The following is a 24,575-nucleotide window of genomic DNA, read 5'->3' as shown; positions in this document are numbered from 1 at the left end:
TAACCACACAAAAAGCACACCGACTTAGCCTTTAAAACTAAGATTACAATTATTGAAGGTAGCCCGCACCCAGATAGGACGCAGTGCTTAAGTTACGTACTTATTCTACTACGTAACGTTCAAACACTTTAAGCCCAGCACTTTTATAGTTAACATCAACTTCATCGGCACAAGTCACTACTGACTCTAAGTCGTGTAAGTGACCGTTTGCTAGACCATAAACCCAACCATGAATAGTCAACTCTTGGCCACGCTGCCATGCTTCTTGGACGATATTAGTACGGCATACATTGCGTACTTGCTCAATCACGTTCAATTCAATCAAGCTATTGAGACGATCTTTTTCTGCGAGTGCATTGATCTTTGAGGTGTATTTTTCTTTTACATCACCGACGTGACGAAGCCAGTTATCAATTAAACCAAACTTAGCATCTTTGAGTACTGCCTGAACCCCACCACAGCCATAGTGACCAACAACCATAATATGTTTAACTTTTAACACTTCAACAGCGTACTGCATCACTGATAAGCAGTTATGATCGGTATGCACCACCACATTCGCCACATTACGATGAACAAATAGTTCACCTGGCATTAGATCAACGATTTCATTAGCCGGTACGCGAGAGTCCGAACAACCAATCCACAAGTATTCTGGGTTTTGCTGCATGGATAGAATTTTAAAAAATTCTGGATCATCTTTACACGTTCGTTCAGCCCAGCGTTTATTGTTTTCAAATAAGTTTTTTAATTTTCTCATTACATCTCTTTTCTGTCTTTGACGGTAGCTTGGATCAAGATATTACGTGGCGTTAATTGTTTTTCGCAAAACGTCTGCACACTGACTTGATAACCTTGTTGTTGCAAATATAAAGCACGATCGAGCACAAGCCAAACCTCAATTGCTCTTCTAAACACATGACGGACCAGTTCGATACGTTCAGTGACTTTTTTGCGCATTTCGCCTTTTTTCAAAAAGGATTCATAATCAATATCTTGCGGTATATTTAAGCCCTTTTTATCCGCTGCCCATGCACAAAAAACTTTAAATGAATCTGAAAAAATAGCTTTGTTAACAGAGGGCACACTGACGTAGTTTTGTTCGCTGGTGAGACTTTTGCGCAAGGCATCAAAACCCAATCGCCATTGCACTTCAGTTTTACGAACTTTATCTACCCGAGAAGGCGCTGTCACCGTCTCTTGCAGTGCTAATTTTAAATCACGATGCGTTAATTGCAGTTGGCTATGCTTACCGGCATCGCTCATAGCTTGATAATCATTAGCGGTGAATAAGTGATAGCAACACGGGGATAAACTAATTTTTTGCGTTTGCGCGCTAGCTGCGGCACTCATGAAGGTCTGATGTAACGCTCCGCAAGCATGCAGCGCTACGGCATGTTGTGCTTGTTGAAAATACTCAGTTACATCATCCTTAAGTACATCTGCTTGGCTAAAGTGCATGGCTAACCCTTGTTGCTGAGCACTTTGCTGACCTTGTTCACATAAATGTTGTTGCAGTTCGATGCTGTGCACACTCGGCGCACGGTTAAATGCCAACATACGTCCTAAATGACCTTTCCCTGCACACCATTCTAATACCGGTAATTGTGATTCTTGGCCAAGCGCACAAACAAAATCTTGCAGCTGCGCAAACTTGCGCCCTTTAATACCATTGCTGATCCAAAACGGATATTCGCTACGCGTAGTGGAGGCTTGAGGTAAGTAACACAATGTAGCTAAGTTATTGACTACGGGAATATACGGGCTAAAAAATTGATACAAGGCATCTTGATTGCTATCGAGATCGGCAACTTGTTGATCGCTCAACACCGTTAATGGTTGTTCTAATTCAGGCCATGGCAGCTGATCAAAATCGAATGCTGTGCATTGCCAATAGCGGCGAGTACTATGTAATAAGTTATCTAGGGCTGTAAACTGCTCAGCAAGGCTCATGTGATTTTAGCGATGGTCAATTCATTTATGCATTATACGCTTTTTCTGAACATCAAACGTAAATAAAGTGGTATCGATAACAAACTAATTATAATTGCTGTAATAAGCATCCACGATATTTTAATTTGTTCAGGTTTAATATACTGGTAAATAAAGCCATCTTGCGTCCGATTAAAGGCATCTTGCTCACGCATAATATTGAGCTTGGCCAGCCAACACTTTACTAAAGGTATCTGGGTTCTCAGGATCTGCCGGTAAAATAGTGACTTTAGCCCTGCCGCTTTGTAAAAGCCTTGTTGCTGAGCCATATAGTAACCAGAAAATTAAAATTGATGGGTCCACTTTAGTTGTAAAGTCACAGCCGCAAAACTTTGCCCGCTGAGTATAAGCCTAGTGGTATAAAGCTTAAGCTTCAGTCCATTTAATGACAAATCGTAATCTAATTAGTTGACTAATATTGTTATAACTATAAACCCAAGACATTGAGTTTGCAAAGAGACAAAAAAGCACCTCAATTGAGGTGCTTGCTTATACTAAAACCACTTCAAGCTACAGAATTCGTATCTTGAAGTGGTTTGGGTATATATTTAATTATTAACCGCTTGCCCCCTATCGATAGGAAGTTGAGTAGTTAAAAATTGGGTAAAACACGGATTAAGTGTTTCATCTTGGACACTATAACCTAAGCGATTTAAATGCTCGTTAAAAACCTCATACTGATTAGGTTCAATCGCAAACCCAGCTAATACATTGCCCATTGAGCCACCGTGGTTACGATAATGAAACAAAGTAATATTCCAGTTGCAGCCTAAAGTATCTAAAAAGCGCGCCAGTGCGCCTGGATATTCAGGAAACTCAAAGCGTAATAACCGTTCATGCATCTGCTCAGGTGCTTTACCACCAACCATATAACGAACATGTAATTTAGCCAGTTCGTTATCTGATAAATCACAAAATTGATAGCCATTGGTGGTTAAATCAGCTGTGAGTTCATCTAACTCTTGCTGACCTTGGCGTAGTGCAACACCAACAAATATTTGCGCTTCACCAGGGCCAGCATAACGGTAATTAAACTCTGTAATCGCACGGCCACCTAACGAGGCACAAAACTGTTTAAAGCTGCCTTTTTCTTCATTGATGGTGACTGCTAACAACGCTTCGTTTTTTTCTCCCAGCGCAGTACGCTCAGCCACATAACGTAGACGGTCAAAGTTTAAGTTCGCGCCTGATAACACAGCGGCTAAATGCAGCCCTTTTTGGCCTGTTTGCTGACACCATTTTTTTAACCCCGCCGTTGCCAGCGCACCAGAGGGCTCAGCAATCGCACGGGTTGAAACAAAAATATCTTGCATCGCCGCACATATTTCATCACCGGTTACAGTGACTACTTCATCACAAAACTTTTGCGCTAAGCGAAAGGTTTCGCCGCCAATAATTTTTACCGCAACACCATCGGCAAAACTGCCAACCCGCTCCAGCTCTACCGGTTTACCCGCTTCAAGGGCTGCTTGTAAGCAGGCGCTTTCGTCTGCTTCTACACCAATCACTTTAATATCTGGGCGTAATGATTTGATATACACCGCCATGCCAGCCAATAAACCACCGCCACCCACAGGGATAAACACCGCATCAAGCTGGTTAAGCTGCTGCATAAGTTCGCGGGCTACGGTGCCTTGACCCACAATCACATCAGGGTCATCAAATGGTGGCACAAATACGCCATTGCGCTGTTCAGTTAGTTCTAGTGCATGAGCTTTAGCGGCATCAAAATGATGGCCATGTAAAACCACTTCACCACCGAGTGCACGTACTGCACTGACTTTTATTTCAGGTGTAGTGACCGGCATTACAATCGTTGCTTGATGCCCTAAGTGTGACGCACTGAGCGCCACCCCTTGAGCATGATTACCAGCTGAGGCAGTGATCACCACTGAACCGGCTGGCAGTTTAGCCAGTTTGTTGTATGCACCACGCAGTTTAAACGAATAAACTGGCTGCTGATCTTCGCGCTTTAGCCATACTTGATTACCAAGACGAGCACTGAGTTCAGCCATTTCGCTAACCTCAGTAACTTTTGCCAGTGGCTCCATATTAGCCTGGATAATAGCGCGAAAATAATCGAGCTCTTGAGAAACCATAATTAACTAAGCTCCTCCAGTTTGGCTAAATCACGCACCGCGCCTTTATCGGCACTGGTTGCAAGTAGCGCATACGCTTTTAACGCAGATGAGACATAACGCTCACGATCGAGCGGCTTATAAGCTTGCTTACCACGAGCTAGTTGCTTTTGCTTACGCGCTTCAAGTTCTTCATCTGTTAGTGCTAACGTGATTTCGCGGGTAGCGATATCGATAATAATTTTATCGCCGTTTTCAACGTAAGCAATAGCGCCACCACTGGCTGCTTCTGGGGAGACGTGACCAATTGATAAACCTGACGTACCGCCCGAGAAGCGACCATCGGTGATCAAAGCGCATTTCTCTGCCAGACCTTTTGATTTTAAGTAACTGGTTGGGTAAAGCATTTCCTGCATGCCAGGGCCGCCTTTCGGTCCTTCGTAGCGAATAACGACTACGTCACCGGCTTTTACTTCGTCATTTAAAATGCCTTCAACTGAATCGTCTTGTGATTCATACACCACGGCGGTGCCTTCAAAGTGTAGCATTTCATCAACCACACCTGCGCTTTTCACAATACAACCATCAACAGCTAAATTACCCGATAGTACGGCTAAGCCGCCATCTTGGCGAAACGCATGTTCAACGCTACGGATACAACCATTTTCACGGTCATTATCGCCTTCATCCCAACGGCACGATTGACTCATTGCTTTGGTGGTACGAATGCCTGCTGGGCCTGCACGATAAAACGTTTGTGCAGCTTCGTTGTTTGGATCTGTGGCATCCCATTTTTTAACTAGCTCTGCCATAGTCATGCCAGCAACATGGTTTACCGACATATCCACTAAGCCCGCTTTGCCAAGCTCGCGAATGATTGCCATCATGCCACCAGCACGGTGCACATCTTCAATATGGTATTGCGCAGTTGCAGGCGCTACTTTACATAAGAAAGGTGTTTTACGAGATAATGCATCAATGTGCGACATATCAAAATCAACACCGGCTTCTTGCGCTGCGGCAAGTAAATGCAATACGGTATTTGATGAGCCACCCATAGCAATATCAACCACCATGGCATTCATAAACGCGGTTTTATTAGCAATGGCACGCGGTAGTACATCTTTATTATCTTTTTGATAATACTCACGGCATAAATCAACAATTCGTGCACCGGCTTCAACATACAACTGTTTGCGGTCTTTATGAGTAGCAAGCGTTGTACCGTTACCCGGCAGTGCTAGACCAATCGCCTCTAATAAACAGTTCATTGAGTTGGCGGTAAACATACCTGAACATGAACCACAGGTTGGGCATGCTGAGCGTTCAACTTGCTCTGAATCGGCATCACTTACCGATTCATCAGCGCCTTTTACCATAGCATCGACCAAATCGAGTTTGATATCGATATTGGCAAGCTTAGTTTTACCGGCTTCCATCGGGCCGCCTGACACAAAGATCACTGGAATATCTAAACGTAGTGCCGCAAGCATCATCCCTGGGGTGATTTTATCGCAGTTAGAAATACAGATCATCGCATCGGCGCAGTGACCATTAACCATGTATTCAACCGAGTCGGCGATTAAGTCGCGCGATGGTAATGAATACAACATGCCGCCGTGGCCCATGGCAATGCCATCATCGATAGCTATAGTATTAAATTCTTTTGGCACACCACCGGCTTGGGTGATGGTTTCAGCCATGAGCTCACTAAGTTGATTAAGATGCACATGCCCCGGTACAAATTGTGTGAACGAGTTTACAACCGCAATAATTGGTTTACCAAAATCAGTATCTGTCATCCCTGTTGCACGCCATAATGCACGAGCACCTGCGCGCTTTCGACCTTCAGTTGTAGTTGCACTTCTTAATTTAGCCATAGTTACCTCAGTATTTTGCAACGATTAATAAACCGCTGACATCCTCATTCTTAAATTTTTATCGCTAAAGGGAAATCCCAATAGCCCTGTTGATTTAGTTTCTACAGCAAACTACATTGCTTGCTGGTGTAAATTCTCTAATGTGACATGCCTAACATCCACCAGCTTATTAAGCTGTGTAGTTAATAAGTGAATCGGTTTATCACTATCGACTGTCATAGCTACTTGGTACTGGCCATCATCCATATTCAGTTGAAAATGAATTAAATCAAAACCACGATGACGTACTACACGTAAAAAGCGCTCAACGGCCACACTCTGGTTTTTTAAAGTCACTGTTAAACTGTGTTTCATTTTACACTCTCCGTCATCATTTCATCGTTAGCAGCACCTGGTGGTACTAGTGGCCATACATTTTCTTTATCATCAATACAGGCGTGTACTATGTACGGGCCAGTACTGTTAACTAATGCCGTAATTGCATCATCCACTTGATTAGCATGGGTAACTGTTTGTCCTGGGATACCAAACACCGCCGCTAACTGCACAAAGTCTGGGTTATCCGATAAGTTTGTTTCACTGTAGCGGCCATCAAAAAACAGCTCTTGCCATTGGCGCACCATACCTAAACGTTGGTTATCCAGTATTAGTATTTTTACCGGTAAATTGTTACGACGAATAGTCGCCAACTCTTGAATGTTCATCATGATTGAGCCATCACCTGAAACCGTGATCACAAAATCATTTGGTCGCGCAACTTGTGCACCTATCGCCGCTGGCAAACCAAAGCCCATAGTGCCTGCACCACCGCTGCTTAAATGATTGCTTGGGTGGCTAAACTTCATATGCTGCGCTACCCACATTTGGTGTTGGCCTACATCACAACAAACCACGCCATTTTGTGGCATACGCTGACTAAGCTGGTTTAATAAGTATGGCGCATAAACCTTTTCACCAGGGTAATCATAACGCCATGCATGTTCGGTCATCATCGCTTTGGTATGCGCTAACCACGCTTGCTCAGTAACAAAACACTCAAGCTGAGGTAATGAACTTTTTAAGTCTGCAATCAACGAAGCTTTAGCCGGTTTACGTTTACCTACTTCAGCTGCATCGATATCTAAATGAATTACTTTTGCTTTGGCTGCAAACTTACTTAAGTTACCCGTTACGCGGTCGTCAAAGCGGGCACCTATACATACTAGTACATCACACTCTTGTACCGCTAAATTTGCAGCTTGGCCGCCATGCATACCTAACATACCTAAGTTATATTCGTACTCAGGTAATACACTGCCTAACGCCTTTAATGTTGATACTGCTGGCATTTGCGTTTTATCTAAAAACTGCATTAACTGCTGTTGGGCATCGGCCGCTTGTACACCACCACCAACATAAGCCACCGGCCGTTTCGCTTCGCTTAATAGTTGATTAGCAATAGCTACTTGCTTTAAATCTAACTGAGGTAAGTAATCATCAGCCGCAAGCCAAGGATGAAAAGGCACTTGCGCCATTTGAATATCTTTTGGTATATCTACTAGCACAGGACCCGGACGGCCACTTTGTGCCAAGTGCATGGCTTCTTGCAGTATTTCAGCTAAATCTTCAGGACGTTCAACCATATAACTGTGTTTAGTACACGACAATGACATGCCTAGTACATCGATTTCTTGAAACGCATCAGAGCCAATGGCAGCGGTTGGCACTTGGCCTGTGATCGCAAGTAATGGCACTGAATCCATCATCGCATCAGCAAGTGCGGTGATTAAGTTAGTAGCCCCAGGGCCTGAAGTCGCAAAACACACCCCAAGTTTACCCGTGCTACGAGCAAAACCAACAGCAGCAAAACCTGCACCTTGCTCATGACGAGTGAGATAATGTTTAACCGGCGCACCATACAGCGCATCGTAAATTGGCATGATTGCCCCACCAGGGTAACCAAATACTTCTTTTACGCCGTGTTTGGCTAATAAATCAATTGTTAACTCTGCGCCTGTCATTAAATAATCCTCATTCCTCAGTGACATATCTATACTTAACTATTGCTAAACCCTGAAACTAAAAAGCCCCCCGACTGGTTAAGTGCGGGGGGCTTTTATAATGCTTTACGTATTTTTAAAGCACTAAGTAGCCCCCGCGGTAATAATAATCACCACGACGTTAATAAGGACTAGGTTTAGTGCGTTTGTAAGCATGTAATAAATACCAAAATTTGTTAATTTACGAAGGAATTGCAACTCCCCCGCTGTCTTTTTATATTAGTACCGCGATGAGAGTGCTAAGTCAACCTTAAAATCAATCTAAAAAAACACTCACCAATCAACTTTAAAGGCATAAAAATCCAATATATAAGCCCAAATAGATTAATTTCCCTAATATATGAAGCTATTGATATTTCATACCTCGTTATAATCAATTACTGGTTTGATTAATTTTCAGCAAAACCGGTATAAATTATTGTTTTATTTTTGCCAGCAAAGCGTGGAAGGATCAATATAGTTGCTGTTGCTTTTTTTATATTAACAGAACAACTACTCGCCTAATCATACGAGATGGATATATGATTGCAGTAACAACTCAGCAATAAGGATAATTATGAACTACACCCAGCGTATCAGTAGCTACTTTATTTTAGCGGTTTTATTTACACTCAGCTTTGCCAGCAATGCAGAGCCCGGCCTTTGGCAACTTGAAAAAGATGGCGTTAAATCGTATTTATTTGGCACCGTACATGTGGGCGATAGCAGTATGAAAGGCTTGCCAAGTAAAGTAACTAAAGCCATCGATGCCAGTGATAAAGTAATTGTTGAAGTCAATGTTAGTGCAATTAGCCCGATGGAAATGCAGCGCCGCTCAATGCCTTTTATGATGTTAAAAAATGGCAAAACCCTAAAGAGCGAATTGTCTGAACAAAACTACACCAAACTAAAAGAGTATTTTAGCAAAAAATCAATCGATATTGCTATGTTTGATAACCTTGCACCGTGGGCTGTGATGGTCACCATGATGCAAATGGAGTTTCAAAATGCCGGCTTTTCTGATCAATATGGTATTGATAAACAAGTGCTTGCCTATACAAAAACTAACAATATACCGGTTGGCGAATTAGAAACGCTCGAATATCAAATGGAGATGTTTAATAATCTATCGTTGTTAAGTAACGAAATGATTGAAGAAACGTTTGAACAGCTTGCCGATGTTGAAACCTACTTTATAACCTTAGTTAATGCATGGAAAAATGGCGATATGGCCACCTTAACTAAGTACTACAATGAAAGCTTTGACGACAGCAACTACGGTGAGATCAGCGAACAAGTTATGCTGATTGAACGTAACAATAACTGGATAAAAGAGCTCACACCTCGCATTGGTAAAGAAAAACTATTTATCGCCGTAGGCGCCCTGCATTTGCCAGAACAACACGGTTTATTAAAGCAGTTTAAAGATCAAGGTTTTACAGTAACTCGCCTGTAATTACTCACGAAAAGACAACTCACCTGCTTGGCTAGTAATAGCCAAGCGGTTATAGGTATCAATGCAAAAGCGGTTATAATTTTTGACAAGCTTTTGCAAAAAACTCTTACTTAAAACGCTGTTATGGCATTTATTTAGCAATAAACTCACCACTTTCTGCAAGTATTTTTTCAAATAATTCTATTGCACTATGGTTCTCTTCATCCGATCCCCATTGAGATGCCTCACCCCAAATAACTCCCCACTCATCAGACTCAATACTTATATCTGACAACCGTGACGATTTATCTGAATGTGTTACACATAAATAATTTCCATCAAATTCGATAGTGAAGCTATGCTTAGAAAAAGCAGATTCACATGCAGCTCTACAATAAGCAGGCTCTGGCGGTGAAAAAACTCGATATGCTTCTTTGAGCTTCCCTGTTTATGAGACACTTTATATTCTTGCATATTATTGATGCCTCAAGCTTGCGGAGTTCAAAATTATCATCACCAATTTCGGATACGAGACGAAACGGCTCATCTTCAAGGTCATGTATCTACTCGACATCAATGTATCTCATATTTATCTCCAACAGCGCCATCACCCGCAAATTAGCTGACCTTGGGTGATCACCCTGCTATATTTTTTATGTGTCTTGAGGGACATCATCCCAATCTAATTGTTTATCAAGACACCAGCTTAGCGCTCGACGGCGCTCCATGATTATGCTCATATTAAAATTATCATGGGGGTCATTATTAAGTTGGTAATGTCTACAACTCCACATAGCTCGATAATATACATCTCTCATTTTATATATTTCTTCAAACGAGCGGATTTCAATATCTTTCGTAAACTTTTCTGGGCCTTCTTCTTGCTGTAGATCCGGGCAGTAATCGATCATATCGTCCGGTATTGGGTATGGAAAACTGAGGAATTGACCGTCACTGTATAAAAACGGTCAAAAAGAACATTAGTGCCTATTGCCAGAGTTAAGGTTCGTATGTGTTATGTGTTGCCACGCTACGCTGTCAAAGATGAGCTTTCATCCAACCTCTCAAAGTCATATTTAACCTTAGATACTACAAACAAGTCACACTGAACAACTGCCGCATCATTTAAATTAAAAAGGACATAATTATGCCCTTTAGTTAAAGAGCTTTTATAAATAATCCCGTCATACCCTTTCGATTTAATAAACTCTGATATTATTTGCGTTGGCGCATATTCTGATTTGGTATCAGATTCCGTTACAGGCCAAGAAAAAGCAATATCCATCGCAGCCCACACAGCGTCAATTTTCTGCTCAATAGAAGCAAGTTAGGTCCTAAGGCACTTTAGATGCCGCTTCCTAGAATTTGCCTATTGGTGCGAGTACATTTTAGGGCGAGGTAGCTCCTCAATAAAGCCCGTATATAAGCACGCATCTATACTTGTTTTTAATGACAGTTCTTTGTTGATTTACTTGGGGAGTCCATATAAGTACCTAGCCCCTAAAACCTAGCGCCTTTCTCTACCCCCTAAAATCTGCCATATCTAAATAATGCTCTATCCCGGTAATTTTATCTTTCGCATGATGATTGACATAAATCACTGTGCTACTGCCGGCAGCGCATATTTTTTCGATTAACAGTAAAACACGCTGCCGATTGGCTTCATCAAGCCCCAAACATGGCTCGTCTAAAATCAGTAATGTAGGGTGTTTTACCATAGCGCGGGCAATCAATAGCATGCGTTGATCACCAAAAGACAGTTGTGTAAACGGGGTGTTTTTTAACTCACTCAAACCTAATAACGCTAACCATTGTATGGCGATATCAAGCTGAATTTGAGTTGGCTTTTGATACAAGCCAATGCTGTCGTAAAAGCCTGACACTATGGTATTGAGCGCGGAAATACTAACCCGATATTCCATATGCAAAGCATTGGAAATATAGCCAATATGCTGCTTAATTTGCCAAATACTCTCACCACTGCCGCGTTGATAGCCAAACACTTTAATATCATTGTTATAACACTGCGGATTATCGCCAGTGATTAAATTAAGTAGGCAGGTTTTGCCAGAGCCATTTTTACCACTGAGCTGCCAATGCTGTCGTGCTTTGATTGTCCAATTTAAGTGGCTAAAAATAACCTTGCCACTGTAACTGACCATAGCATTTCGCAATCTTACTAACTCAGGCTCATTAAACTCTGGGGCACTGTGTGCCACGTCTTTGCTAGGGATCGTTAAATCAGTTTGTTGTAGGTGTAATAATTTAAATAAATCATCGCGCTGCTTAAGGTCTGGAGTTGCTAGTTGCTGTTGTAATTCGCCATTTTTCACATAACCATAATGCGTAATAAATACGGGGATTTCGTCTAACCGATTAACCACAAAGATCATGGTCATGCTGGCACTTAGTTCGATTAATACGCTACGTAATAGCTCAACGCTTTGCACATCCAAACCGTCAAACGGTTCATCAAGCACAATCAGTTCGGGCCGATTACTCAGTGCTTTAATTAACATTAGTTTACGTGTTTCCCCGGTTGAGAGTGCGCGCAAACGTTGCTTAAGCAATGCCTCAAAAGCAAACCCTGTGATTAACTGCTGACATAGCTGTTGATCAAAATATGGGCTTGATTGCTGATAAATCAGCTCTGACACCAATTTAGGGCTAGTTTTACCATCGGTGATGTCGTCTTGATCAGCTAATAACTCAGTGGTAATCAATTGCTTTTGCAGATCTGAAGAGACTATTTCTGTACGCTTAAAATCACAACTTCGTGTACCACTGACAATATTAGCTTGATCGAGTAATACTGCTGTTATGGCTGATTTTCCTGCTCCGTTACCGCCAAGCAGCACCCAATGCTGAGCGCTCTCAACCTGCCAAGTTAGCTTACTTACGAGAAAACTTTCGCGATCATTTGTACCAAGGTTAGCCGTCACATTATTGAGTTTAATTGACTGCACAGCGATCCTTTTTAGCTCTTAAATTAGTTAGTTTGAAAATACATGACTTTTATTAGCATGGCTATAGAATAAAATTCACGCGCTTTAAACCTTTTTAAATCTGCTAACGTCTAACCTATAAAGCCATTAACAACGAGTAAAAATAATGAACAGACTTAGTATCTCTAGCTTAGCCGTAATCTTATTAACCAGTAGTTTAGCTGCTCATGCTGAGCAAAAAATTGAACAGACCTTTGATGTCACTGCCAAGCAGGCATTGGCGATCAACGTGCCCGTTGGCAGCCTCGAACTTAGCACCCATCAAGGTAACCAAGTAACTGTGTCGATTGAGCTAAAAGCGAAAAATGATAATTGGTTTAGTGATGATGTTGAACTTGAAGATATCACTTTAAAACATCAACAAAGTAGCGATAAGCTGAGCCTCTCGATTGATAATGACGATGTGCAACAAAGCTGGCTGGTAAGTATACCAACAACCATGGCGATAGATTTAGAGCTAGGTGTGGGCGATATTGAAGTAAATAATTTTGCTAACACTGCCAGCATCGATGTCGGTGTGGGAGCGGTGCGGATCAGCAGCGCGTTAGCTGACTATCAAACGATCACCCTAGATAGTGGTGTTGGCGACACCAAAATAGCAGGCATGAAAAATGATGCTAAACATAGCCGTAAGCTGGTCACCTCAACTAGTAAATATAACGGTGACGGCCAATACCGCATTAACGTTAAAGTCGGTGTAGGTGATATAAAAATCAGCCATTAAAACTATCAGCCCTCGTTAAATATATTCATGAGGGCTTTTTTAATATCCGCAACCGAAAATGGTTTATAAACATGTACATTAGAGCCAAGTTCATAAGTTCGCTCTAAATCACTTGGCGCAGTGTTGGCGGTGATCACAATGATCGGAACCGTTGAATTTAGTTCTTGGCGGATGATATCTATCGCTTGAAAGCCATCCATCACCGGCATGTTCAAATCCATAAAAATCACATTAAACTCACTTTCAGCAATTTTTTGTGTTGCTATTAAACCGTTTTCAGCCACTTCAACCGTGTAATTAAGCTCGGTTAAAATTCGCGATAAAATTGTCGCGTTTAATAAATTGTCTTCCACAATTAAGCAATGCAGTTGTGCGGGTAAGTTGCCTTGATTCGTTAGTAGTGTAGCTTTAGATAATGGCAAACGGATCTTAATCTGTGCACCATGCGGTATGACATCTTTAAACTCAATGCCGCCTTGCATAGCACTGACAATATGTTGCACACGCGCCAAACCGGTTTGTAAGCCCTGAAAGTCATTGCTCTGTTCTATACTATGATGATTTAAATATGGATAGCATTGAGCAAAACCAACGCCGCTATCAGCGACCACTATTTTAATATGACCATCTTGGTAACTAACGGATATTGAAACCTGCCCAGTGCTAGTAAATTTAATGGCATTACTAAGTAGCTCGGTAATGATTTGCTGCAATCGTAAATGATCAAACTCTGTATAGCGATCTAACTCAGAACTGAGTTTTACTTCAAACTTTAACTGTTTGTTATCACAGGCAAACTGAAAAGGTGTAATAGCCGACTCAAGCGTGGTTATTAAATTACGCTTGATAAATTTTAACTGCCATTGCCCAGTATTAAACTGCTGTAGTTCATGTAACTCATCCAGCATACTTACAATTCTGCTGGCACAATATTTTGCTTGTTTTTGCAATGCTTGCTGAGATTCTGATAGCTGAAGTTGCTCAATCGAGTCTACCAGCCCTTGTAGCGGTGTTCTAAATTCATGACTTGCCCGTGCGATAAAGCGCTCTTTATAAGTGCTTATCTGCTCTGCTCGCAACTTTTGTTGTTGGTATTTATTAATCGCAGCGGTAATTTGCAGCTCCATAGGCTGAAATATAAATTTCAGCTCAATGAATAGCAACACTAAAGTTAATAGCCAAAAAGCCAGCACTAGGTTGGACAGCACTCGGGTTTTAAAATTTGCTTGTTGTTCAAATAGCGTAACTGCACCATCAAGATCCTTGAGCAAGCGTCCAATCTCAGCAACTGTAAATCTCTTTTCTGCTGTACTTGCACTAGGATCATTTAACAGTTGCTGCACTTTAGCCAAATATACCAGCGACGTTTGCGCAAGATTAACCGGTGACGAAAAATAATAAGCAACTAACTGGTTATCTAAATATAAATAATCACCATTTGAATGCTGCTGTACTAAAAACTCATGCCCTGCTCTAAACTCTGCGCTCGTTTTAGCTAATACATCACGGTGTAATTTAATATTGCTACCAACCTCAGTAGCCATAGCATTACTATGCCAAGCGATTTTTTGTGACAACATCCGCTGCTTACCTGCAACATTGATAATATGAGCATCATCTTTTTGCACAAAAAACATAAACTGAATAAGCAGAGCACTCGCGCTCGAAAGAATCGCTATCACTAATAATGCCCAACGATAACGCGACCGAATATTAGCAATAATTTGAATCATAATAGGCCTTCTTTTTTTTAATAAGTGTAGACCAAAGGGGATAAAGCGACACTTTACGCAATGATATTAATGAAAAAATAAACCCCGCTTAAATGCGGGGTTTATCAGTTTTGGTTTAATAATTACCTATTTTCTAAACGATTATAATCAAACAAACCGTATTCCACACCACGGTATTGCTTGGCAACTTTATGCAAAATATCACTGTATTGCCAAAACTGTGGGTGCGTGCGGCGAATAGCAAACTTACTTTTTAATGCACGGTAATCAGCCTCTACTTGCATTAACGGTAATTGCTCAGCAAATGCCTTTACTTGCTGCTGATTATTTAAGTACCAAATTGCTTCAGGGTAATCACCAATGAAACCAGGCACAATGGTGACGGTATCTTCTGCATAAGCGCGCTGCCCTTCTTCGTTCAATAAACTAGAAATATTATAATGGGCATTGTGATGGATCATGGTATACGCTTGATGCTCTGCAGCACCGTCTTTCACTAATATAAACGAGATTTGCGGCAGTAAATTAATTGCTTTTGCAGGCATATTATTTAATTGCTGTAACGGCTCTGGTACTTGTGTGTAATCAAAGCGCGGACTTAACACCGGTTTTAGCGTTTGTTTAATTAAGCCATATAACTCGTGTTGTTGATCCTGTGTTTTGTAGTCAATACCAGTTGGCTGACTAAACTCATCACCACTTTCAAAGAAATTAGTTAAACTCGGTGGTGCTTTACGATACCAGTTTGCTTTTAACTCTTTACGCTGAGGTTTAGGTAACAGTGCTAAAAAGTTTTGCTCGCCTTCTAGGCGCAAAAAATCCATGTATAAGCGAGTGATTAACTGATGGCCAACATTACCGTAGACATCAAACCCGGCAACTAGTAAATAATGTATCCGCTCAAAAAGTGCGTAATCTAATACCCACATGGTTTTTGGCTCTTGGCCAATAAAACCTTTAACCACGGTCGCACTATCAAAATGGCGGAAAATAGTCAAAGCAGCATTATTGTTAATTTCTTCACCACGCCATAACACGTCTGTGGTCAGGTTTTCGCCGTTTTGAAACATACGATTGGCCAGTTTAACTTTAGCTTCTAGGTAAGTACTTTGGCGCTTAGAATATTTTACCCAGCTAGATATAGGTAAGGCATTACTTTCTTCAGCCGCAGGCAGTGCAAGTGCATCTTCGTGTTGCAACAGCATTTGCCCTACTTCTGGCGTTGCCGCTTTAGCAGGATCAGCAAATGCCACCCAAAAATGATCATTAATAACATTTAATGCAATTTGACCACGACAAACAGGCCCTTTAATAAAGCCCATAATAATTAATTCAGCTTCATCTAGCATGAATTGATATTTAGATTTAACCGGCATGGCGGCAAACACTTTAAATGGGTTAGATGCTATTTCTGGCAAGTAACTTGGCATGCTGTCAACGTGATAATCTGGCGCAATAAACTGGCTGTATAAGCGCGCTAATTTACTGTCATTCAGTGCCAGTGGTAAATGCGTTTTTGCCAAAATAGTCGAACGGTCATGCATTAAGCGATAATACACACGTTCCACTTTAGGGTCATCGTACGGACGACGAGTATTTATTAACTCAATGTCCTGCCCTGGCGGCGTACTTGAACGCACTAGCTTAAAGAAGCTCTTTTCGCTATCTTGAACAAAATAAATATGGGCTAAGTACCAGTGTTCAAATATATAGCGTGCAGCTAGTTGATGCTTTAAATCATCTTGATTTAAAAAGCTTTCCCAGCGTTGTGCTTGAGCTAAAGCAGCTTTACTTGGTGGTTTGATGTGCGCCATTTTTCCACCGTTTTTAAGCCACTTTTCTAAGTGCTTAAATTCAGCCCGTGAGATACCAGGCAATCCGTAAGGCATACCCGCATGCGGGTGGCTATCTGCAAAGCGATCAAACTCGCCCATGGCGGTACAGCTTTGTTCGCGATCGAGTGAAAAATCAAACTCATCTTCAAGTATGTCATATTCAGGTAAAGGCGAGCTCATTTTTAGTACAAGGCTGTTATACATCACACTGCCAGCAAGGTTCGCTTGCTCCGACTGCTCTCGTTCATTCAGCACCGGGGTGAACCCCTTTTCGCGCCATTGACTGGTATTCGTTGCATCAAAAAGTAAGCGGCTGGGAGTCGATGCTAATAAACGAGTACCATTGTAAACACGTTCCTTACTTAGGCCGCGGTCAATTCCTTCTGGAGATGAAAGTTTCAGTTGGCATGGTGCATCGTAGCAACCATGGCAAACAACACAGCGACTATCGAGCACCGGTTGCACATGCTGTAAAAATTCGGCCCCACTACCAGTATTATGCCCAACAATGCGTTGTTGCGTTTGTTCTGGACCAAACAGCTCATTGTAATGGGCTGTACCTAAATAAGCGCAGCCGCTGAGCACAATAATAAATACACTCAGCAAAAAAGACTTTTTCATCGATTTATTCGTCCTCGTCACCCAAGTCAAACGTCGGCATCATATCCATTTGCGGTGACACAAATGTTTGCTCTGACTTTGCATCGAGCACAGCGCTTAACAATGGACCGTGGGTTAAAGTTAACTGTGCGTGATGTGCTTCGCGTGTTACGTCGGCAAACGCAGGGTTATGAGCTTCCACCATATAATCAGAAATGGTAATAGCAATACTGCTATCTGGTGCTGGGTTTTGACAAAGCTGGATCAGTAAATCATCATCTAAAAGTACGCTTAACGAGAGATCTGGTGTTGATAAATCTCGTTCATTTAAGGTCTCATCAAAAAGAAATAACGGAAGGGTTAAACTGCTATCTTGCTCTAATTCCATGTGCTGCTCTCTAAATGCGGCTGTTCAGGCTTTTAATAGAACGATTATAGCAAATAATAGCATCGAAAATTAGCGAAAGATTTCAACAGTTCGCGGATTTTTATCCACTAACTGTTGAAATATAGTGGCACTCGCTGTGTAGTTTGGCTAATTTACCAAGGTAGGGGTTCACCATTTGAATGCCAAAAACTACCTGTATTATTGAGGTTTAGTTCATCGATACGCAGTGTTAAACGCCTTGCTGATTCCTCTGCTGAGATATCACCTGCAAAATTAACCATTTGCGTTTGCACAAACCCAGGATGAAATAAGCCAACAGCAATTTTTTTACTCTTTAGTTCATGGGCTAAACTCACCGATGCCGCATTAAGTGCGGCTTTTGACATACGATAACCAATATAGCCACCTGAACCATTATCAGCAATAGAACCCATACGACTAGTGATCATAGCGACTTTAGCGTCAATACCTAAGCAATGTATTAACGCATGGGTAACTCGAATTGGTGCTACAGCATTGATGGCGATCTGTTGATTAATAGTATCAAAATCCATCTCTGCCATACTTTCATTATGGAAAATACCGGCATTGTTAATAAGCAGATCTATCTTATGACCATGTAACTGGCTTTCAAGTGTTTCGATGTCTGCTGCATTGGCAACATCGATATTGCTGATCACTGTCACATCTAATTCTTTAAGTTCATCGCTTGGAGTACGCACCACGGCCGTAACCTGGTAGCCCTTTGCTAAATATTGCTGACATAAATTAAGGCCGATGCCACGATTAGCGCCTGTAATTACCACATTCTTTGTCATACTTTTGCTCCAATAAACAACCAATAGTTGAGACTTTGGGTCAAACAAAAATAAAAAAAGCACCTATGTGCTTTTTAATCAATTTTATTAAGCATAACTAGTTACATTTCACATTATTCATAGCGGAGGTCATAATTGAAAACACCGCGCCTTGTGGATCGGTGATCACACTAAAACGGCCCACCTCGGGAATATCGGTTGGTGCCACACACACCTCACCACCAAGTTGCTGAGCCGTTGCGACATAGTTATCACAATCATCAACAGCAAAATAAATCATCCAGTGAGCAGGAATTTCTGCAGGCCATTCATCGGTCATTTCAATCATCCCTGCAACGGGTTGGTCAGCGACAGTGAATAATGTGTAGCTCATTCCTTGCATAGGTTTTTCAACGCTCTGCCAACCCAATAACTGGCAATAAAACTCACGGCTTGCAGCACTGTTGCGGGTTGCCAGTTCATGCCAATAGGGAGTATTAAGTTCACCTAAACGTTTGCAACCTTTATGTTGATTACCTTGCCATAAGGCAAATAATGCACCACCAGGCTCATTTAGCAGCACCATGCGACCCGCGTCCATTACATCATGAGGACCGGCGATAATATCAGCACCTAATTGTTTAGCTTTTTCAGCTACTTCATCAATATTATCTACTGCAATATAGGCTAACCAATGACTTGATGTTGCTGCGTTTTTTTGTTCGTTCGGCATTTGATACATGGCAGCAATATCATCACCTTGCTTTTGTAACATAGTGTAATAAAGACCATCACCAATGGGTTGATCATCAGCCCCCCAAGCAAATAACTCAGTGTAAAAAGCTTTGCCGCTTTTCCAGTTAGATGTACATAACTCTGACCAACAGAAAACCCCGTGGGGGTGATTACTTTGTGTGTCACTCACGATTCAATCTCCTTAAATAGTACATCTACTAAAGTTAAAAGAGGAAAGCCATTTTAGCCAATTTTATTTGTATCGTAAGGTGATCTTTATAGCAAAACAAACAACGAATGATTTGAACCCGACCTAAATACAGCTACGATAGTGTAATGTAATATCACTTATTACGGTTAAACGAATCGATACTTTTGCGGGCACTGGCCACATGCTAATTTATAAAGCTAGAACTTGGCCTTTTAACACTCAAATCGAGACTTTAAAAGAGCATTCACCGGCTCTTTTTAATGGCTGTGCCCACCACCAAGCGCTTTACCATTAGCATCATAAAAGCCCGATGCACCATGTTCGATAAATCCTAAGTTAATCATTTTGGCTAAAAATGGGTCGCCTTCGTTATCACCGATATCCGCATAGTCAGTCGTTTGATAAGCATCCCACAGGGCAAATTGCTGCTGTATCGGAGCTTTTTTAAAGTCCACAGTGCCCAACGTTAATGTTTGAGTAAGTTGCGGTTTAGCAATACTCATTGCGCTTACCAGCTTTTGATTTACCAACCATGCAAGCTCAATCGTAGTATCACCTTGCACTAATTGATAATGCTGTATTTTCTCACAGCCATCACCTTGCTCATCAGTTAAAGTCATCTTAGCAATAAAATCATCACTAACTAATTGGTATTTAGTACTCCAATCTTGCTGACCTTGCACCTCTGAAGGTTGATATTCAATACCACGCTGCGGTGTTTGAAAGTAACGAATTGGCCGAATTTGCTGATTACTCAACTGTTGCCACACTTCAACTAATTCAAGGCCTTGCTCTGCAACCTGATGGGGTGTTCGCCATAATGTAAACTGCTGAGATTCAGCCACAGCTTTGCCCGCAACTTGCTTACTAACCTGATAGCTTGCTTGCACATATTGACTGTCCAACGCGCACTGCGTGGCACTGGCCAATGGACTTATTAACGCTAAAGATAGGATAATTTTTTTCACTGGATTCTCTTTTCGATTTAATACTGTGGGTCACTGTAATGTGTTTATTTTGCAGATTAATGACAAAGAGCAACTCAGTTTTGAGTTGCTCTTTAGTAAAGCGTATTACATGACAATTACTTATTTTGTAACTTTAGCATCCGCTTGTTTTACTAAGTCAGCTGCATAATCCATCACGTGAAAAATAAAGCTCTGCTCGTTAGTACCTGTTACCAAATGCGCACCAGGGCCAATTGCATAAACACCAACATCTTCACCAGCATGAGTTTCAGATGACAGTGGAACAAGTGCTTCTTGGTGGAAACCTGGGCTTTGCGTATCCACATCGGTTAAATCAACACGACCGGTTACTGGGGCAAAGTCATAACCTACTTCAGCATCCGTTTCTTCACCTAAATCTCTAAAGCCGCCACCATTAGCATAACCTACGGTGGTGTATGGCATATTATCGGCAGCAAGTGTTGGCTCAGTTTCACCCACGGCAACCACTTTACCTAAAATTGGATTACCGCGTTTTGGGTAGCCTGCGATAGTAAATACATGGCTGTGATCGGCAGTAACAATAATCAGCGTATCTTCAATGCTGGTTTTATCAAGCGCCACTTGCACCGCTTTTGATAACTCAATGGTATCGCTTAAAGCGTTATAGGCATTGCCCGCATGGTGAGCATGGTCAATTCGTCCAGCTTCAACCGTTAAGAAAAAGCCTTTCTCGTTGTTATCCAATACATCCAGTGCTTTTGCTGTCATCTCTGATAACGATGGTTCACCGGCAATATCATTGCCACGGTCAGCTTCGTATTGCATGTGAGATTCATTAAACAAGCCAAAAATATGTTTAGTGTTAGTCACATCAATCGCATTAAAGCCCGCTTGATCCATTACGTATTGACCATTTGGATACTGAGCTTGCCATTCAGCAGTTAAATCACGTCCATCAGTACGATCGCCTTCTACTGAGCTAACTGCATCGGCTGAATTATATGCAGCGTCTTTTGGTAAGAAATGACGACGACCGCCACCCATTACCACTTCAAGACCATCAACATCGATCCCAGCAAAACGCGCTTCTAAGTTCTTTTCAAAGTTAACCAGTTGCGATGCAATATCTTCACAATTAGCCGCTTCCGACTCAGGCATATCTGAAATATCTTCCCAATTGCGGTTTGCCGCTTTTGCATACGTTGCCGCTGGTGTGGCATGGGTAATACGTGCTGTTGAAATAAGTCCCGTTGATTTACCTGCAATTTCCGCAAGCTCTAATGACGTTACTAATTCATGGCCTTTACCTGATAAACAATTACCATTAACCACTGCTTCATCAATACCAATAACACCGACATCAGTTTTTACGCCTGATGCCATTGCTGTCATCGTACCTGCAGAATCAGGTGTTTGTGCATCAACATTATAAGTTTTAGCAAATCCTGAAAACGGTAGTGTTTCAAAGCTTAACTGATGTTCTTCACCCATTTTGCCCTGTAACTGACCCGCTAAAATACGCGCAGCTGTTACAGTTGAGATCCCCATACCGTCGCCAACAAACAAAATGACGTTTTTCGCTTTGCCTGACTCTTTAACAATATTAGCAATATTATCTTGGCTACTAGCTAATTTAGTGTGTGCTTCTTTATACCAAGTATTGGTAGTAAGCGGCGCTAACTGCTGTGGATTCAAAGAAGTTTCTGCATCGTTACACACTACAGTGGTTGTAGTTACTTCATCTGCATCAAGCTCACCATTTTGATTGCTGTCGTCACCTGTTAGGGTTTCAATGCCACCATTGATACATTGCTCAGAGCCAACTGCAAGGGTATTTTTAACCGTCAGTGACTCAATAGGCACTGGCACCGGATCTATAACTGGGACAGCTGGCTCCGGCGTATTTTTATCATTATCAGAGCAACCTGCTAACGCAACAACTACAGCGAGAGATATTAAGTTAAGTTTTTTCATTATAATCACCATTATTCTTCTATTAGTTCGAGCGCTTGACTGATAATGTGGAAAATAACATTTTGCTCCACAACGCCTTGTGCCAACTGTGCTCCAGGGCCCTTAGCATGCAATGAAATATCTTCTCCCGCATGAGTTTCTGAGCTAAGTGGGATAGTTGCTTCTTGATGAAAGCCCGGTGCTAAGGTATCAATACCGCTTAATTCAACACGTCCAGCAACGGCTTTTTCTAAATATGAAGCATCGGCATTAGTTTCATTACCTAAACCTCTAAAGCCCAAGCCATTTGCGTAACCGACTGTAGTATAAGGCATACCGTCTTTAGCAAGTGTTGGTGCATCGCGGCCTACGGCCACAACTTGACCCAAAATTGGGTTACCGCGTTTTGGATAGCCAGCAATAGTAAATACATGGCTGTGGTCCGCGGTAACTAAAATAAGTGTTTCATTTGGATCGGTATTTTCTACAGCTGCTTTTACCGCATTGGCAAACTCAATCGTGTCATTTAATGCGTTGTAAGCATTACCTGCGTGATGTGCGTGATCGATACGACCCGATTCAACCGTTAGGAAAAACCCTTTTTCATTATTCTTTAAGATATCAATCGCTTTAGTCGTCATTTGCGTTAATGAAGGCTCACCTGCAATATCATTACTGCGATCCGCTTCATATTGCATATGCGATTCATTAAATAATCCAAATACACGTTTGGTATCGCCATTTATTGCGTCAAAGCCAGCCTGATCAGTAATGTATTTGCCATCGCTATACATTTGCTGCCATTGCGCTGTTAAATCACGTTCATCAGTACGATCACCTTCGACTGCACTCATAGCATCATTAGAGTTAAATGCAGCATCTTTTGGTAAGAAATGACGACGACCGCCACCCATCACCACTTCTAGACCATCAACATCAACACCCGCAAAGCGCGCTTCAAGATTTTTTTCGAAATTAACTAATTGCGACGCAATATCTTCACAACCTGCAGTGACTGCATCTGCAGGCATGTCGGAAATATCTTCCCAATTACGATCAGCTGATTTTGCATACGTTGCGGCTGGCGTTGCGTGGGTGATCCGTGCAGTAGAAATAATACCTGTGGCTAGCCCTTTAATTTCTGCAAGCTCTGTAGCTGTAATTAATTCATTACCTGCTACAGTTGCACATTTACCACGCTCAATCTCTTCGTTTACACCAATAACACCAACATCCGTTTTAACACCTGAGATAATGGCCGTCATGGTGCCTGCTGAATCCGGTGTTTGCGCATCAACGTTATACGTTTTTATTTGTGCAGAATACGGAAATTCTTCAAAGCTCAAAAAGCCCTCTTCACCTAAAGCGCCTTGTTTTTGGCCTGCAAGGATACGTGCTGCGGTGAGGGTTGATATACCCATGCCATCACCAACAAATAGAATTACGTTTTTTGCTTTAGTAGCTGGTGTTGCATTAGCCATCGTTTCTTTAGAGGTTAATTTAGCCTGTGCAGCGCTATACCAATTACTATTCATTTGGTTATCAGGTAACACACCGGCATTAGCACCCGCTGACAATGCCAGTGTTAAACCAATTGCAGTCGCAATTTTATTAATTTTCATTTTTAAGTTCCATTGATACGATTTGGTCAAGAATGTCTGTAGTAATGAGAGCATCATATTAGGTAGGTTTTGTTACTTAAAAAGTGACTTTATGTTACATAAAAATGAAAGGTCACATTATTTATTTGTTATATCATAACGTTACGATGGATCAGCGGTAAGCGGTAAGCGGTAAGCGGTAAGCGGTAAGCGGTAAGCGGTAAAAATCTAGATCTCCTCAACTTAAATAGCAAGCAAATTTAATATATTTACTTTCTGTTATAAACGCGGTGGCAAGCCACTCGCCTACAAGTACATATTAACTCCGAGCAACTTAAAACTTACCGCTTAAGGCTTAAAGCTCAAATCGCAGACATTAAAAAAGGCCACCGAAGCGACCTTTTTCTAATAGTTAACTCTATAAGTTAATTATTACCCTACGATAGTTGCTACAAAGCGCCTACGCCTATAGGTAATAGCGCCACCTTCACATGACGTAAATCGCAGACATTAAAAAAGGCCACCGAAGTGACCTTTTCTAATAATTAACTTAAAAGTTAATTATTACTCATTGAACGTTGCTACAAAGCGCCTACGCCTATAGGTAACAGCGCCACCTTCACATGACGTAAATCGTAGG

21 protein-coding genes and 1 pseudogene are annotated in these 24,575 nt (G+C 41.6%); 2 read left to right on the top strand and 20 right to left on the bottom strand.

Annotation, left to right across the window (positions count from 1 at the left end):
* Nucleotides 1–100: 100 nt before the first annotated feature.
* The 7 genes and pseudogenes from can to ilvG all read right to left on the bottom strand — a co-directional run bounded on the left by can (nucleotide 101) and on the right by ilvG (nucleotide 7,950).
* Nucleotides 101–760, bottom strand: a complete 660-nt coding sequence (gene can / locus J7338_RS05230; protein ID WP_145238393.1) for a carbonate dehydratase — start codon at nucleotides 758–760, stop codon at nucleotides 101–103.
* Nucleotides 760–1,953, bottom strand: coding sequence for a methyltransferase (locus J7338_RS05225; RefSeq protein WP_210796080.1), 1,194 nt, complete (start codon nucleotides 1,951–1,953; stop codon nucleotides 760–762). The genes can and J7338_RS05225 overlap by 1 nt, the downstream gene beginning before the upstream one ends.
* Before the next feature lie 195 nt (nucleotides 1,954–2,148).
* A pseudogene (locus J7338_RS21115) lies at nucleotides 2,149–2,369 on the bottom strand (ABC transporter substrate-binding protein); the annotation flags it as partial.
* Between the two features lie 171 nt (nucleotides 2,370–2,540).
* On the bottom strand, nucleotides 2,541–4,091 hold the full coding sequence (gene ilvA, locus J7338_RS05220) for a threonine ammonia-lyase, biosynthetic (protein WP_210796079.1): 1,551 nt from the start codon (nucleotides 4,089–4,091) through the stop codon (nucleotides 2,541–2,543).
* A 2-nt stretch (nucleotides 4,092–4,093) separates the two neighbouring features.
* Nucleotides 4,094–5,950 (bottom strand): dihydroxy-acid dehydratase, encoded by a 1,857-nt coding sequence (ilvD, locus tag J7338_RS05215; protein ID WP_210796078.1) that lies wholly within the window; start codon nucleotides 5,948–5,950, stop codon nucleotides 4,094–4,096.
* A gap of 111 nt (nucleotides 5,951–6,061) precedes the next feature.
* Nucleotides 6,062–6,304 (bottom strand): acetolactate synthase 2 small subunit, encoded by a 243-nt coding sequence (gene ilvM / locus J7338_RS05210; RefSeq protein WP_210796077.1) that lies wholly within the window; start codon nucleotides 6,302–6,304, stop codon nucleotides 6,062–6,064.
* Nucleotides 6,301–7,950 carry an acetolactate synthase 2 catalytic subunit gene (ilvG, locus tag J7338_RS05205; protein ID WP_210796076.1) on the bottom strand — a complete coding sequence of 550 codons (1,650 nt, stop codon included), beginning with the start codon at nucleotides 7,948–7,950 and terminating at the stop codon, nucleotides 6,301–6,303. Before ilvG ends, ilvM begins: the two co-directional genes overlap by 4 nt.
* A gap of 595 nt (nucleotides 7,951–8,545) precedes the next feature.
* Between ilvG and J7338_RS05200 the strand changes: the two genes are divergently transcribed.
* Nucleotides 8,546–9,424: a TraB/GumN family protein gene (locus tag J7338_RS05200; RefSeq protein WP_210796075.1), complete on the top strand. Its 879-nt coding sequence runs from the start codon at nucleotides 8,546–8,548 to the stop codon at nucleotides 9,422–9,424.
* A gap of 130 nt (nucleotides 9,425–9,554) precedes the next feature.
* Here the strand turns inward: J7338_RS05200 and J7338_RS05195 are convergent, their stop codons facing one another.
* The 5 genes from J7338_RS05195 to modF form a co-directional block, all read right to left on the bottom strand.
* Nucleotides 9,555–9,698: a hypothetical protein gene (locus tag J7338_RS05195; protein ID WP_210796074.1), complete on the bottom strand. Its 144-nt coding sequence runs from the start codon at nucleotides 9,696–9,698 to the stop codon at nucleotides 9,555–9,557.
* A 94-nt stretch (nucleotides 9,699–9,792) separates the two neighbouring features.
* Nucleotides 9,793–9,966 carry a DUF6881 domain-containing protein gene (locus tag J7338_RS21110; protein WP_415837788.1) on the bottom strand — a complete coding sequence of 58 codons (174 nt, stop codon included), beginning with the start codon at nucleotides 9,964–9,966 and terminating at the stop codon, nucleotides 9,793–9,795.
* A 90-nt stretch (nucleotides 9,967–10,056) separates the two neighbouring features.
* Nucleotides 10,057–10,314, bottom strand: coding sequence for a DUF4272 domain-containing protein (locus tag J7338_RS05190; protein ID WP_210796073.1), 258 nt, complete (start codon nucleotides 10,312–10,314; stop codon nucleotides 10,057–10,059).
* 119 nt (nucleotides 10,315–10,433) lie between these two features.
* Nucleotides 10,434–10,688: an RES family NAD+ phosphorylase gene (locus J7338_RS05185; protein WP_210796072.1), complete on the bottom strand. Its 255-nt coding sequence runs from the start codon at nucleotides 10,686–10,688 to the stop codon at nucleotides 10,434–10,436.
* A gap of 235 nt (nucleotides 10,689–10,923) precedes the next feature.
* Complete coding sequence (gene modF / locus J7338_RS05180) at nucleotides 10,924–12,369, bottom strand: molybdate ABC transporter ATP-binding protein ModF (protein WP_210796071.1); 1,446 nt, start codon at nucleotides 12,367–12,369, stop codon at nucleotides 10,924–10,926.
* A 145-nt stretch (nucleotides 12,370–12,514) separates the two neighbouring features.
* Here modF and J7338_RS05175 point away from each other — a divergent pair, with 145 nt between their 5' ends.
* Nucleotides 12,515–13,132 carry a hypothetical protein gene (locus tag J7338_RS05175; protein WP_210796070.1) on the top strand — a complete coding sequence of 206 codons (618 nt, stop codon included), beginning with the start codon at nucleotides 12,515–12,517 and terminating at the stop codon, nucleotides 13,130–13,132.
* A gap of 5 nt (nucleotides 13,133–13,137) precedes the next feature.
* Here the strand turns inward: J7338_RS05175 and J7338_RS05170 are convergent, their stop codons facing one another.
* The 8 genes from J7338_RS05170 to J7338_RS05135 form a co-directional block, all read right to left on the bottom strand.
* Nucleotides 13,138–14,865 carry a response regulator gene (locus tag J7338_RS05170; protein ID WP_210796069.1) on the bottom strand — a complete coding sequence of 576 codons (1,728 nt, stop codon included), beginning with the start codon at nucleotides 14,863–14,865 and terminating at the stop codon, nucleotides 13,138–13,140.
* A 122-nt stretch (nucleotides 14,866–14,987) separates the two neighbouring features.
* On the bottom strand, nucleotides 14,988–17,321 hold the full coding sequence (locus tag J7338_RS05165; RefSeq protein ID WP_210796068.1) for a fatty acid cis/trans isomerase: 2,334 nt from the start codon (nucleotides 17,319–17,321) through the stop codon (nucleotides 14,988–14,990).
* A 4-nt stretch (nucleotides 17,322–17,325) separates the two neighbouring features.
* Nucleotides 17,326–17,688 (bottom strand): hypothetical protein, encoded by a 363-nt coding sequence (locus tag J7338_RS05160; protein WP_210796067.1) that lies wholly within the window; start codon nucleotides 17,686–17,688, stop codon nucleotides 17,326–17,328.
* Between the two features lie 152 nt (nucleotides 17,689–17,840).
* Nucleotides 17,841–18,506 (bottom strand): SDR family oxidoreductase, encoded by a 666-nt coding sequence (locus J7338_RS05155; protein ID WP_210796066.1) that lies wholly within the window; start codon nucleotides 18,504–18,506, stop codon nucleotides 17,841–17,843.
* Between the two features lie 97 nt (nucleotides 18,507–18,603).
* Complete coding sequence (locus tag J7338_RS05150; protein WP_210796065.1) at nucleotides 18,604–19,410, bottom strand: VOC family protein; 807 nt, start codon at nucleotides 19,408–19,410, stop codon at nucleotides 18,604–18,606.
* Nucleotides 19,411–19,688: 278 nt separating this feature from the next.
* Complete coding sequence (locus J7338_RS05145; protein ID WP_210796064.1) at nucleotides 19,689–20,399, bottom strand: hypothetical protein; 711 nt, start codon at nucleotides 20,397–20,399, stop codon at nucleotides 19,689–19,691.
* 120 nt (nucleotides 20,400–20,519) lie between these two features.
* On the bottom strand, nucleotides 20,520–22,355 hold the full coding sequence (locus J7338_RS05140; protein WP_210796063.1) for an alkaline phosphatase: 1,836 nt from the start codon (nucleotides 22,353–22,355) through the stop codon (nucleotides 20,520–20,522).
* 11 nt (nucleotides 22,356–22,366) lie between these two features.
* A complete protein-coding gene (locus J7338_RS05135; RefSeq protein ID WP_210796062.1) occupies nucleotides 22,367–23,956 on the bottom strand; it encodes an alkaline phosphatase in 1,590 nt (529 codons plus the stop codon).
* Nucleotides 23,957–24,575: the final 619 nt, after the last annotated feature.

It is taken from the genome of Pseudoalteromonas ostreae (genome assembly GCF_018069805.1).
Lineage (GTDB): Bacteria > Pseudomonadota > Gammaproteobacteria > Enterobacterales > Alteromonadaceae > Pseudoalteromonas > Pseudoalteromonas ostreae.
The sequence above is the reverse complement of the archived record's forward strand: the minus strand, read 5'-3'. Positions and strand labels throughout refer to the sequence as shown.